The organism is Mucilaginibacter jinjuensis (assembly GCF_028596025.1).
GTDB lineage: Bacteria > Bacteroidota > Bacteroidia > Sphingobacteriales > Sphingobacteriaceae > Mucilaginibacter > Mucilaginibacter jinjuensis.
In genome coordinates, this window is the sequence record NZ_CP117167.1 from 1,358,219 (window position 1) to 1,371,416 (window position 13,198).

The 13,198-nt window shown below is 43.3% G+C and carries 14 protein-coding genes; 5 read left to right on the forward strand and 9 right to left on the reverse strand.

The genetic code is table 11. From position 1 onward, the window contains the following. Positions 1–31: 31 nt before the first annotated feature. Positions 32–718 carry a PAS and helix-turn-helix domain-containing protein gene (locus tag PQO05_RS06280; RefSeq protein WP_273631851.1) on the reverse strand — a complete coding sequence of 229 codons (687 nt, stop codon included), beginning with the start codon at positions 716–718 and terminating at the stop codon, positions 32–34. Positions 719–1,368: 650 nt separating this feature from the next. On the opposite strand from PQO05_RS06280, the gene PQO05_RS06285 reads away from it, so the two are divergent. After that, on the forward strand, positions 1,369–1,764 hold the full coding sequence (locus PQO05_RS06285; RefSeq protein WP_273631852.1) for a hypothetical protein: 396 nt from the start codon (positions 1,369–1,371) through the stop codon (positions 1,762–1,764). Between the two features lie 94 nt (positions 1,765–1,858). Next, positions 1,859–2,056, forward strand: a complete 198-nt coding sequence (locus PQO05_RS06290; protein WP_273631853.1) for a hypothetical protein — start codon at positions 1,859–1,861, stop codon at positions 2,054–2,056. A gap of 181 nt (positions 2,057–2,237) precedes the next feature. Here the strand turns inward: PQO05_RS06290 and PQO05_RS06295 are convergent, their stop codons facing one another. Together PQO05_RS06295 and PQO05_RS06300 are read right to left on the reverse strand one after the other, a co-directional pair. After that, positions 2,238–2,978: an SDR family oxidoreductase gene (locus PQO05_RS06295; RefSeq protein WP_273631854.1), complete on the reverse strand. Its 741-nt coding sequence runs from the start codon at positions 2,976–2,978 to the stop codon at positions 2,238–2,240. A gap of 252 nt (positions 2,979–3,230) precedes the next feature. Continuing rightward, the gene (locus tag PQO05_RS06300) at positions 3,231–4,127 is read right to left on the reverse strand and encodes a pirin family protein (protein ID WP_273631855.1); all 897 of its coding nucleotides are present in this window, start codon (positions 4,125–4,127) and stop codon (positions 3,231–3,233) included. A gap of 167 nt (positions 4,128–4,294) precedes the next feature. Between PQO05_RS06300 and PQO05_RS06305 the strand changes: the two genes are divergently transcribed. Next, a complete protein-coding gene (locus PQO05_RS06305) occupies positions 4,295–4,720 on the forward strand; it encodes a secondary thiamine-phosphate synthase enzyme YjbQ (protein WP_273631856.1) in 426 nt (141 codons plus the stop codon). An 89-nt stretch (positions 4,721–4,809) separates the two neighbouring features. On the opposite strand, the gene PQO05_RS06310 is transcribed toward PQO05_RS06305, so the two are convergent. The 3 genes from PQO05_RS06310 to PQO05_RS06320 all read right to left on the reverse strand — a co-directional run bounded on the left by PQO05_RS06310 (position 4,810) and on the right by PQO05_RS06320 (position 7,260). After that, positions 4,810–6,117, reverse strand: coding sequence for an ammonium transporter (locus tag PQO05_RS06310; RefSeq protein WP_273631857.1), 1,308 nt, complete (start codon positions 6,115–6,117; stop codon positions 4,810–4,812). Between the two features lie 215 nt (positions 6,118–6,332). Beyond that, positions 6,333–6,689 (reverse strand): hypothetical protein, encoded by a 357-nt coding sequence (locus PQO05_RS06315; RefSeq protein WP_273631858.1) that lies wholly within the window; start codon positions 6,687–6,689, stop codon positions 6,333–6,335. A gap of 160 nt (positions 6,690–6,849) precedes the next feature. Then, entirely contained in the window at positions 6,850–7,260 is a 411-nt protein-coding gene (locus PQO05_RS06320; RefSeq protein WP_273631859.1) for a hypothetical protein, read from the reverse strand. Between the two features lie 168 nt (positions 7,261–7,428). Here PQO05_RS06320 and PQO05_RS06325 point away from each other — a divergent pair, with 168 nt between their 5' ends. Both PQO05_RS06325 and PQO05_RS06330 read left to right on the forward strand, forming a co-directional pair. Further along, entirely contained in the window at positions 7,429–9,285 is a 1,857-nt protein-coding gene (locus PQO05_RS06325; protein ID WP_273631860.1) for a DNA polymerase III subunit gamma/tau, read from the forward strand. 19 nt (positions 9,286–9,304) lie between these two features. After that, entirely contained in the window at positions 9,305–10,003 is a 699-nt protein-coding gene (locus PQO05_RS06330; protein WP_273631861.1) for a dienelactone hydrolase family protein, read from the forward strand. Positions 10,004–10,250: 247 nt separating this feature from the next. On the opposite strand, the gene PQO05_RS06335 is transcribed toward PQO05_RS06330, so the two are convergent. From PQO05_RS06335 to PQO05_RS06345, 3 genes are all read right to left on the reverse strand, one after another. After that, positions 10,251–10,955 (reverse strand): SDR family NAD(P)-dependent oxidoreductase, encoded by a 705-nt coding sequence (locus PQO05_RS06335; protein ID WP_273631862.1) that lies wholly within the window; start codon positions 10,953–10,955, stop codon positions 10,251–10,253. A gap of 148 nt (positions 10,956–11,103) precedes the next feature. Continuing rightward, a complete protein-coding gene (locus PQO05_RS06340) occupies positions 11,104–11,346 on the reverse strand; it encodes a hypothetical protein (RefSeq protein ID WP_273631863.1) in 243 nt (80 codons plus the stop codon). 23 nt (positions 11,347–11,369) lie between these two features. Beyond that, complete coding sequence (locus PQO05_RS06345) at positions 11,370–13,145, reverse strand: aromatic amino acid hydroxylase (RefSeq protein ID WP_273631864.1); 1,776 nt, start codon at positions 13,143–13,145, stop codon at positions 11,370–11,372. Between the last annotated feature and the right edge of the window lie 53 nt (positions 13,146–13,198).

Below are 13,198 nucleotides of genomic sequence, written 5' to 3' on the forward strand. Positions count from 1 at the left end.
GCAAAATAACGTTTTATTGCAGATGTATCAATTACATCAACCCAAATGCACGAGCATATTGTACCAGTTCCATGCTGGTATCTACACTTAATTTCTTACGGATGTTGCGCCGGTGGGTTTCTGCAGTGGTGTATGAAATGTGCAGCATGCCGGCAATTTCGCTGGTATTATAGCCCAGGGCCACATGTTTAAGCACCTCTTTTTCACGTTTACCCAGTTTGCTAAATTCCTGATATTTTTCGCGGATAAAGTTATTGTCCTGCCTTATCTTTTCGGCCTGGATAATTAGATCGGGTACCTGGTCAATGCGGGTACCAATTACAATGGTGAGTATGGGTTTACCTGCTTCGTCCCAGGCAAAGATCCTGAAATCAACCATGTTCCAAACCCAGTTGCCGCCTTTCTCTATATAGTGCACTTGTTGAAAGTATGAGAATTTTTCGTCAGGGTCATTACGCTCTATTAGTTCTTTCAACCGGGGTAGATACTCTTCAATGTCTTCTGGAGGATAATAAATATCAATGTATTTTGAACCGAGCTGCTGCAATGCCTCCAGAGTAATGCCTATGTCCTGCAAACCATTGGGCGACAGGTATACCACATTAAAATCAATATCATGTATTACAATTACACCGGGAATGTAGGGCGATATATCATGGATGGATTGGATGCGGGCTTGTATTTCTGGTGAGTATTTTGCAATTCCTGGTATAGGCATTCGTATATAAATAAGCTATTAGTAATATAAGGTATTTTTGACAATTAAAATACCTGTTTCCAAGTATTGCCAGCATTTTTCGGATACTGTACTTTCGATGGTGTTGGGATAGGGGGGCTCCGTTTCCAACAAGTTAGCAATAATTAGATAATTAGGGATAAAAAAGAAAGCCCCTTGCACTCGCTGCTGGGGGCTTTCAACCTAAACCTTATCACAATAGGTAAGCAAAGAGTGCTTACTTATAATCCAAAACGGTAAACTATATCGAATAGTATTTGCTTGTAACGAAATAATGCTTCCGGTTGACCTACGGAGGCTTTATTTTTTTATTGGTATCGTAGTTAACTTATTTATTTTCAGTAGTTTTTGTGGTTGATATTATTGAAAAAAATGTTATTATTTTTTTCAATAAGAACTCGTTCAAGAAAAATTTTTCTCAAAAGATATATTTGAACATGTAGAATAAAGTCATGATAAATCTTTGCGGGATGTCATCCTGAGCTACGTCGAAGGACAAGCGCAGGCCCTTTGCACCATGCTTCGACTGGGCTCAGCATGGCATCCTCTGTTTATGAAATGAGTTTTAATCTATTAATTTCCAGTGTTTTCACGGGGGGCTTGTATTCATAAAAAATGTACTTTTGTTTTAAATGAACCGCGTCCGAAAAAATAGTACTCAAAAAGCAAGTTCGAAATGGCTGTACTTGGCCGTTTTGCTGCTTACGTTATTGAGTGTTTCGGGTTTGGCTATTCCAGGGCAGGCGCAGCTTTTTGCACAGCAAACCACCAAAGCTGCAAGCAAGCCAAAGGCTATTAAAAAATGTATCACTTACAAAAGAGCCGTAGCCCAGGTAGAGGTTAGGAAGGTATCAGACTGGCTTTTGCTGTTGTTTGATATTGATTTAAGTGCCCTGCATACCCAGCAATGTAAGGCAAAGAACTGCTGCGCTTTTACTCCTGCAAGCGGCTGGCATTTTAACTTCTTTTACCAGGCCAAAACTATTCCGCAAAGTAACAGCGACGAGCCTGCCATCCGTTTAGGATAATCCCCATTTTATTTTAATCGCAAAGCGATTCTTTATTAATTGTGCTGGTGCCTTTCGCGTGTCAGCTACCTCATTTATTTTTCAAATTCTGATCATGAAAAATCTTAAAAGAGTAATCCGCCTTTGTGGGTTACTTATCTATATGACACTGGCTGTTGCCGGTATTGCGCTTGCAGGTGTGCCGCCCAATTTTACCGAAAAACGCAGGTTATTTATTGACACCGAAGCCAAAATAGAACTGGTTGAACAAAAAGCTGAAGAAGATGCGGGAGGAGAGGAGTTGAAGTTTTAGTTTATAGAGGCAAGAGGCAAGAAACAAGAGACAAGTCAGAAGCCACCCCGAACGTCATTGCGAGGTACAAAGCAATCGCGAACTATACAGAGCGACTCTGCAAATCGGGGATTGCTTCGTCGTACCTCCTCGCAATGACGTGTTGTAAGAATCTTGTCTCTTGGTTCTTATTTCTTGCCTCTTAAATTAGCACCGCGCCGCCATCAACGGTAATAACCTGCCCGGTTGCGAAGTGTTGTTTCATCATGTAGATGAAAGTTTGGGCAATATCTTCGGCCTCGCCAATGCGTTTTACGGGCAGGGCATTACCTACATTGGTGTAAAGCTGCTCGCGGTCTGTTTCGCTCATGCTGTTCCATAGGTTGGTTCTGGTAACGCCAGGGGCAACCTGGTTTACACGAATGGGGGCCAGTTCAACCGCCATAGCGCGGGTAAAGCCTTCCATTGCGCCGCAAATACTGGCTGCAACGCCCCAGCCTGCACCCGGACGTGCGCCCGCGATACCACCTGTTAGGTTAATAGAGCCACCTGCGTTAATATATGGTGAAGCATATTTTACAGCGGCTAATGCCCCCCAATAACGTAATCCCCAAAACTTACGGGCATCATCAATCTGTAAATCGTTTAAATTAGTGAGCGTTAAATTTTCGCCTGCGGTATAAATCAGGTGATCGAACTGGCCTGTTTTGTCGAAGAAATCTTTAATGTTTTGCTCGTGGCTCAGGTCAATGGCGTAACCCTCGCTGCCTTGAGGCAGGGTTTTTAATGCATCATTAATACGTTGCTGGCTGCTTGATACAATAATCACATTTGCACCTTCGCCAGCTGCTGCCTGTGCTGTGGCCAGGCCAATACCTGTACTGCCACCCAATATAATTACCTTTTTACCTGTTAATGTTGAATTCTGATTTTGTGTTTTCATTTGTATTCTTTTTGTTAGATCAAAGGTCGGGGCGATAGGGGCTGATCTACTTAACAAATGGTAAAAAGAGAATAGGGGGTAGTAATTAAACAGAGAGCGTTGTCATGCTGAGGTACTCGAAGCATAAGCGAGGGCCATCTGTACCATGCTAATTAAAGGTAATGCAGTATATTCAATTCGGTTAAAATGTAGAGGCCACCACACCATACTTCGAGTACCTCAGCATGACGGCCTTTTTGTTAGCGCGAGAATCTACGCCCTTGGCTTCAAATTAATATGCTCCTCCGGTAACGGAATAAATTCAGTTTCACCCGGTACTTGCGGAAACCTTTGATCCTTCCAGTTTTGCTTGGCCTGATCAATGAGGGCTTGATCTGAAGCTACGAAATTCCAGTAAATAAAGCGTGGTTCGGGCAGGGCATCACCGCCGAAGAAGTAGATGCTGGTGTTTTCGTTCATGGTAAATTCGCACAACTGGCTGTCTTTAGCTACCAATAATTCTTTGGGGCCGAATGTAGTGCCTTCATTTTCGATGCTGCCTTCCAGAATGTATAATCCGGCTTCTCCATACAGGTCTTTACCAATTTTTACGGTTTGCTTAGTTGTATTCTTCAACTCCAAAAAATACAGCGGACTAAATACCGGTACCGGCGATTTATGATCCATGAAGCTCCCTGCAATCAGCCTGTAGCTTACACCATCCTGTTCCCATTGCGGCAGGTCTTCCACATCAGCATGGTAAAATGAAGGTTCCATTTGCTCCAGCTCTTTGGGTAATGCCACCCAGATCTGTAAACCGTGCAGCATCTTGTTGGTGTGGCGCAGGTATTCGGGTGCACGTTCCGAGTGGGTGATGCCTTTACCGGCAGTCATCCAGTTCACTTGTCCGGGTTTAATTTCCATTTCGGTACCCAGGCTGTCCTTATGCATAATATTGCCCTCGAACAAATAAGTAAGGGTTGAAAGGCCGATATGCGGATGCGGTGCGATGTCTAAATTCTCTTCAGCTTTTAAAGCGGCGGGGCCCATGTGATCGATAAATATAAAGGGGCCAACCATGCGCTTATCCTTAAAAGGCAGCAGGCGGCCAACCATAAAATTACCAATATCGCGCGGGCGTTCTTCGATGATGAGATTAATGTTAGACATGTGAGCGGCAGATTAATTTAAGCTAAGATAATCAAAATAGATATTCTGAATGTTATGAGGGTGATAGGTTGATAATTGGCTGATAAAACTTGAGTATAATCTGCCATGTTTGAGAAGTATGTTTATAAGTATCCAAACTATCCCCCAATATTAAATATTTTAGCACCATGAACATGTATCAGCAAGCCATACAACTCCGTGCCCGGCCAAGGGGCTTTCATTTAATTACCGATGAGGTTTTGCAAGCCTTGCCACAACTGCGCGAATTAAAAACGGGGATGTGCCAGGTGTTTATTCAGCATACTTCGGCTTCGCTTACCATTAATGAGAATGCCGACCCAACCGTTCGTGCTGATTTTGAAATGTATTTTAATAAGGCTGTACCCGAGAATGATCCCGATTATCTGCACGATTATGAAGGATCAGACGATATGCCTGCGCATTTAAAAGCTGCTATGCTGGGTAGTTCGGTAATGATCCCCGTACGTAATGGCCGACTGGCTTTGGGCACCTGGCAGGGAATTTATTTATGCGAACACCGTAACCATGGCGGCAATCGCAGTGTGGTAGTAACCGCCTGGGGAACGGTTTGATAAATATATAAATGAAGGGCCCCGTCACTACTCGGGACCCTTCTAACTGAACTCAAACAATTAAACACGCTCTAAACAATCAGACTTGTTTAAAGCTCTTCGCCGTGCTGGGTAATATCCAGTCCGGTAATTTCTTCTTCTGCACTAACACGCAACGGGCTTATCAGGTCGGTTACCTTAAGTAATAATAACGAACCGAAAAAGGCAAAGGCCGAAACCGCGATCAAGGCCACTGTATGAGTGAAAAACAAATGCGTTTCGCCAAAAAATAAGCCGTTGCCTGTTGTGTTACCGCTGTTTACATTTTGGTGCGCAAATACGCCGGTTAACAGCATACCCACCATGCCGCCAACACCGTGGCAAGGGAAAACATCCAGCGTATCATCGATAGAAGTTTTGCTGCGCCACATTACCATTAAACTGCTGATGATAGATGCTACAATACCAATAACCAGTGAGTGCGGGATACTTACAAAACCTGCTGCCGGGGTTATAGCCACTAAACCCACTACTGCGCCAATACATGCTCCCATTACGGTTGGCTTGTGCCCGCGCATCATTTCAAAAAATATCCAGGCCATGGCTGCCGCTGCCGATGCTGTTGTGGTGGTAGCCAGGGCTGTTGCAGCCAACGGCCCCGAGCCCAGTGCCGAACCTGCGTTAAACCCAAACCAGCCAAACCATAGTAAACCAGTTCCTAATAAGATGTAGCTGATACGCGCCGGGTTGTGTGCTTTATCATTACGTTGTTTTAAATATAATGCCGATGCCAGTGCTGCCCAGCCTGCCGACATGTGTACTACCGTTCCGCCTGCAAAATCAAGCACCCCGGCCTTAAACATCAGGCCATCCGGGTGCCAGGCCGAGTGTGCTAATGGAGCGTAAATAATAACAATAAACAGGCAAATGAAAATAAGGTACGAGGTAAAGCGGATGCGCTCGGCAAATGCACCGGTAATTAGTGCCGGTGTAATTACGGCAAACTTGAGCTGAAACATAGCGAACAATACCAATGGGATGGTTGGTGCCAGTTTCCAGGTGGCGTTGCCCAGCATGCCCTTCATCATAAAAAAGGTAGCAGGGTTGCCTATAATGCCATGAAATGAATCGCCGAAGGCTAAACTAAAACCGAATATTACCCAGATAACAGTAATAACGCCCATACACACAAAGCTTTGCATCATGGTTGATAATACGTTCTTTTTGCTCACCATACCGCCGTAAAAAAAAGCAAGGCCGGGAGTCATCAATAAAACAAGCGCAGTGGCTGTTAACAACCAGGCGGTATCGCCCGAATCTATTTTGCTGTCGGCAACGGTAACGGTATCAATAGAGGGGAAAACGAGTGCCAGCACCACAATAAGTGCCAGTATGATAAAAGGTAAAATCTTTTTCATTCAATTTTTTTTGAAAATGGTGGTCCCTATGCAGATCCATGCTTGATGGACTGCATAAGCAGAGTGGTTGATTGTTTAGAGGGACTAGGTTGCTGAAATACCGGTGCAGGTTGATGCCAATGTTAGTGTTTAAACATAATAAGGCAAAGCTATATCCAACCTTATGGGCAAGATGAATTAAACTACATGTTCCGGTAAATCAAAGCGGTGGTCGACTACCAAAAATCGTGGAAAGGAAAAAGAATGAGCTTACGCGAGCTGATATGCCCTGCGCCCGTGCGTAAAAATGATACGCTTAATGATTTAAAACCGGTACAGAACCAAAATGTACCAAGCAACAGCGACTTGATAAAGTTACCGCCGCGTTGTGTTTGCGCGCGATAAATTTGAAAGGTGCCATTTAAACCTAAAAAATAGATGTAGGGACTGCGATTGCCTTTAGCTGTGCCTAAATATGTACTATGTGAATGTTTTGTAAATACAAAATTGCATAACCTGTCATCATCGCTCTTGATTTGAGTGCTGAGGATGATAGAGAAAAGAAAAAGAAGCTTTAAAAACTTATATTTCATTATTATATGCAGATTGTGCTTGCATTTTTTACTAAAATAATGAAATATATGATTAAAATTTTTTTTTATATAGATATTTTATAGATTATTGGTGTTATTTTTATTATAGTTATTAAAAAATTGTATAAAATTTATCATTAATTAAAAAGTTAGTGGTTTTTTAAGCTTGTAAAATATTCACAAGTGTATCATACCAGCGTTTGTTGTGTGTAAATAAACCATTATGATCAATAATGAGGTAGATTTGCTGTAGCGAATGGCCGGTATGGAATTTTATTCTTAACGGTTGCCAAAATGCACCGAGGTTTTTTACAGATGTAGCGGTGAAAATATCATCAAAGCCCAAGTATATTTCTTCGATAGCATTTAGCGGAATGGTTAAGTCAAGATCGCTTTCCAAACCTTCTATAATCAGTTGATTTTCTGTTACCGCAATATAGCCGCTATGGTTATGTAGCGGGCTGCCAAGAGACACAAGCGATGCTGTGAATTTTATACCATCGTCAATTTGAGCATATTCATCAGCATAGCTCCATAATACTTTGCCCTGTAAAATAAAATCGTTTTCCATGGTGGTATATATGGTACTAAAGTTATAAATAATAGCTAAGAGCAGGTTTTAAAGATAAATTTAGAACGTTTACATCAGCTGGTATTGCCTGTGTTTTTATTGTAGTTACCATCCAAAACTTCGTTTTTGCTCTTTACCCTTTCCTGTTTTCTTGCTAACTTAGGGGCTGTGGATAATTTTATAGTTTCGGCCCGTAAATACCGCCCGGCTACTTTCGAAACCGTTGTTGGTCAGCAACATGTGACAAACACCCTGAAAAACGCGATTAAAAGTAATCAGCTGGCGCAGGCATTTTTATTCTGCGGGCCACGTGGGGTAGGTAAAACCACATGTGCGCGTATCTTGGCAAAAACCATCAATTGTACCAACCTGCAGCCTAATGGCGAGGCTTGTGGTACATGCGATTCGTGCCGCGCATTTCAAAACGGAAATTCTTTTAACGTACATGAGCTGGATGCGGCATCAAACAACTCGGTTGATGATATCCGTAACCTGATAGATCAGGTGCGTATACCGCCACAAGCCGGCCGCTATAAAGTGTATATTATAGATGAGGTGCACATGCTTTCGCAGGCAGCGTTCAACGCTTTCCTGAAAACGCTGGAAGAACCACCCAACTATGCTATTTTTATCTTAGCTACTACCGAGAAGCATAAAATCCTGCCTACCATTTTATCGCGATGCCAGATCTTTGATTTTAACCGCATCAGGGTAGAAGATATGGCTTCGCATCTGGCATCAATCGCTCAAAAAGAAAGTATTTCTTATGAGGATGATGGCCTGCACATTATAGCCCAAAAGGCTGATGGTGGTTTGCGCGATGCCTTATCGATGTTTGATCAAATCGTAAGCTTCTCGGGAGGTAACGTAACTTACAAAACGGTAATCGATAACCTTAACATCCTTGATTATGATTACTATTTCAGTTTGACGGATGGCCTGATGAATGAAGAAACCTCGAAGACGCTTTTGATCTTTGATGAAATCTTGTCTAAAGGATTCGACGGCAGCCATTTCATCAATGGCCTATCCAACCACTTCCGTAACTTGCTGGTGGGTAAAGATCCGGCCACATTGAAATTGCTGGAGGTGAGTGATGGTGTTCGGCAGCGTTACTTGCAGCAATCGCAGCAGGCAACAGGTTCGTTCCTGTTATCGGCTTTAAATATTGCCAACCAGTGCGAGATTAACTACCGGTTGAGTAAAAACCAACGCTTGCAGGTTGAGCTGGCGCTACTCAAAATGTGCCACCTGCCTTCGGCCTTTAACCTGGCAACTTCACCATTACAAAACGGGCAGGCTAATGATAGCCAGCTAAAAAAAAAACCAGTAACTGAAGCAGTTCAGCCGCCAATAACTAACGAACCGCAGGCGGGTTATCAAGCTGCGCAACCGCAAGTTGCTCAACAACAGCAGGTTGTGTCAGCCCCGCAGGTAACGCCTCCGGTTAGTACAAGTATCCCTAAAATAACACCTCCGGCTGCTGCGCCAACTGCAAGTACGCCTTCTATACCGGCAACACCATCTATCAACGGTGAAAAACCTAAGATCCAGATGCCCATGCGGTCGACAATGACTCCATCACTCAATGCCATAGGTACGGCTACTGCCGAAGCGGTGGTTGATGATGACGACCCTTACATTAAAGGTACCGACCAGATGCCTTTTACCATGGATGCCTTTTTGCAGAAATGGAACGAGTATTCGGTTAAGCTACGGAATGAAAAAAAGATGGGCTTATTTACCATTTTTACCGCTGCTGCGCCTGCCATGGTTGGCTTAAATGAGTTTGAAGTTGTAGTAAGTAATAAAGCGCAGGACAATGATTTCAGGGATGAGAAACCTGCCCTGATGAACTTTTTGCGTACCGAGCTAAAGAATTTCAGCATTGAGGTAAAGGCCCGGATTGAAGAAATAACAACTGCGCGGCGGCCATACACAGATGTTGAAAAGTTTCAGCACATGAACGCTAAAAACCCACAATTAGCAGAGCTGTATAAGCGTTTTAATCTCGATCTTAGTTAATACATCTATCTAAAATACTATGAATAACAGTTATGTAACTTTAAATGTGGCTGATGGCACAGCCATGCAAGCCTACACCGTTTTACCGAAAAACGTAAATGAAAGCACACCTGCCATCCTGGTTTTTCAGGAAGCTTTTGGCGTAAACGGACACATGCGCCGTGTAACCGAACGCTTTGCCAGCGAAGGCTATATTGCCATCTGTCCCGAATTATTTCACCGTACCGCACCTGTGGGTTTTGAGGGTGATTACAGCAATTTTGCCGGTGTAATGCCGCATTACAGCGCCTTAACAAACGAAGGTTTGCAAGCCGATATCACCGCTGCATACAATTGGCTAAACAAGCAAGAGGGTGATAAATCAAGAATTTTTAGCGTAGGTTATTGTTTGGGTGGCCGTGTTTCGTTTTTAGCAAATGCTACAGTGCCTTTGGCTGCCGCGGTTTCTTATTATGGCGGTGGCACGGATGGTTTGCTTCACCTGGCCGATCAGTTGAGCGGCAAGCACTTGTTTTTCTGGGGAGGGCTGGATACGCACATCCCTAAAGAAACCGTTGATAAAATTACCGAAGCTTTAACATACGCCGGTAAGCAGTACGCTAACGTTGTTTTCTCTGATGCCCATCACGCTTTTGATTGTGAAGACCGCCCAAGTTTTAACCCATCGGCCTCGAAAGAATCATGGGCTTTAACGCTGGAGTTTTTGAGAAACAATTAATTTGAAAGAGAGTCAAGAATCGAGAACCAGGAATCAAGACGCTTTGTGATTTCAGATTTATATAATTAAGAAAGGCTTTCCAAAATGGAAAGCCTTTCTTGTTTTAACCCAGCCCGTCATTGCGAGGAACGAAGCAATCCCCGATCTACAGAGCCGCTCTGTATAGTTCGCGATTGCTTCGTTCCTCGCAATGACGGGCTGGGTGGAGCTTATCTTGATTCCTGACTCTCGATTCTTGACTCTCTTCCTAAGGTGTTGTAACCGCTACCGGCAATATCTTTCCATTGAAAAACTTGCTTCCTGTAATCGCAAAATCGGCAATATACTTACCCATTTCAAACGCCATAACCGGCGACTCATAGCCCGGGAAAGCCTGCTCCAGCATTTCTGTTTGTGCCGAGCCTAAAGCCAGGCAGTTTACGCTGATTTTTCTATCCACAAGTTCCTGTGCCAGTGTTTCGGTAAAGTTATGCAGTGCAGCTTTACTGGCTGAATAAGCAGATAAGCCTTTAAATTTAGCGCTGCCTTGTACGCCGCCCATGCTGCCAATATTTACAATGTGCGAACCAGCGCTCATCATCGGCAATAATGCTTGTGTGATACGCACGTGAGCGAGGAAGTTGGTTTGCATCATATCAACAAAATCCATCTCATCCAACTGGTCAAATGGTTTGTTAATAAGCGCACCGGCATTGTTGATCAGGATATCAACATGGCCATCAAATCGGGCATTGATAAATGATTTCAGATCGTTGTAATCATCGTGCACCAGATCAAAGGCCACCGGGTAAATGGTACAGCCGGGATTAAGGCTGTTGGCAATTTCCTGTAAGCGGCTTAGTTTATTTTGTGATCGCGCAAGCACAATCACTTTATAATGGTCTTTTAATATGAGTTCGAGAGCGGCCTCAAAGCCTACGCCACTGCTGGCTCCGGTAATAATGATATTCATGTATTTTTTTAGAATAGTTCGATAGTATAATTCCCCTCTTGATAGGGGTTAGGGGTGTGTCAATCATAAAAGAACCCACCCCTGCTATCTAACACGCCCCCTCCCAAGAGGGGAATTAAATAGTTGATTACTTATATGTTGTTTATTATCAGCGATCAAAATCTCGCTCCCATTCACTCCTGATTTGGCGTTGCCATTCGGATGGGTCTTCAATATCTTTAAATAATTCCTTATTACCTAAGCGGGCTTGAATTTGTTTAATGCGTTCTAATGTACTGTCTGTTTGGGATTCTGATTCCTTCTCAATGGCTTTAATATATGGTAATTGATTTAGCACATTTCTTAGTGCTTCCTCATGTTCGTCATCCACAGAAACTCGTAAAATAGCCATACTCCTAATTTACAAACAAAATTTTATACAACCAGTTTTTGCTCAACCGGATGTTTGATTAAATATAGACCATCGTTAATGAGTTTTTTAAGTTCGGGCTCATTTATAGCTTTTGCCTCTAAGAAAGTTCGGATCTCGTCGGCAAGGTGGGTTTCTATCTCTTCATGATCCAGGATTTCTAAAAGTTCTAAAGCACAAAGCCAGTCATCAGCATGATTATGCTGTAAGGTTTGCCAGATACCGGACAGATTGCTGTAACCTGTGTGCGATTGTCTGCAATTCCTTATCTGCTGATATAGTTTGTGCAGCTCTAAGGTATTAGCATCATGCTCTGCATGCACCGTATTGGTGTTCGATTTATAGACGATTTCCTCAAAAGCTTCCTTATCGGCTGCACCGCAGAAAACAGAAGTTATCCGGTCACCTACTGCCATATCATAAACACCCCAGCTTGGGTCGAACAAGATATTGCCTTCTGCATCTTTAACCGTGCAATTGGTAAAGCAAATCACCTGGATTTTATGACTGTTGATTACCATGCCTTTAACCCGGCCTTGTACGGTAATGCCACTTTCGAATGTGAGGTTGGTATTTTCTCCGACCTCAATTCCGGCTTTGTCTAAATCGGCAAGCCTATAGTCTTCCAGTGCTTTCTCAGATCCTTTTAATTTACCTACAGGTGAGCTAAAGCCATCTTTATGATAATCTTTTCCGTGACCTTTCAGCTCTTTATTATCAACCGATAAACTGCTTGGCCCGGTAGTTTTAATAAACGTAGGCACATTGTTTTGCTGTGCAAAACCGGTAAATATACCGCTCACCTGCAAGCCCGAACTGTAAACCGCTGTGCAGGTATTTTTACTGTCGACAGCCTTTTGCAAACCATAAACCCCGCCCCGGCGGAACGACATGGTGTTGGCAAACTCTTCCAGCACATCAATCAGGTTTTGGAAAGTTGGTGTTACAAACAGCTGCGGCTGCGTTTTGGTAATATCGTAAGTATAGTTAATGGCATCGATGGTATAAGGCAACTTGGCCACATCAGCCTGCATGCAACTTGCGCTTTCGCCGATTGATGAAAGCAAGCCTGCACCATAGATCTTTGGATTGTTAAGCGGGCCAATCAAACCATATTCAACCGTCCACCAATGCAGGCGGCTTAATAAAGCCATTTCAGAAGGCTCGCCGATGTTTTCCTGGCGATAAGTAACGAGTTCTTCTGCTTTAGCTATCTCATCAGGATTTGCATCCGGCATTTCTTTTAAGATTGATAAGGCACGGATGGCTTCATACAATTCAAAATCCTGCGCCGAGAACATAGCTTTTGCACCTATTGATCCAAAATAGCTCAGATATTCATGATAATCCTTATCAGCAATAATAGGTGCGTGGCCGGCAGATTCGTGGATAATATCCGGCGCAGGCGTATACTCAATATGTTTTAGCTGACGGATATCGGCTGCGATAACTAAAACCCGGTAAGCCTGGTACTCCATAAAGGCAGCGGGAGGGATAAAACCATCAACTGTAACCGCTCCCCAGCCAATTTGGGCAAGGGCGTTGTTCATCTCCTGCAGGTCGGGAATTTTCTCGATGGTTAACCCTGCTTTTTGTAATCCGGGAATATATGGGTAGTAGGCAACGTCTTTTAAGTAGGCATAATTCTGGCGCATTACATAACGCCATACAGCATGGTCAACCGGGGTATAATGCTCATAATGCTGATCTACAATAAACTGCTTTAAGTGCCGCGGCAGTTTAGCTACCTGCGGATTGTTAAAATCATTAAAATCGCTCATTGCGTATAATTGGGTTTACAATTAAACGCAAAAATAGGCAAATAGTGATTTAA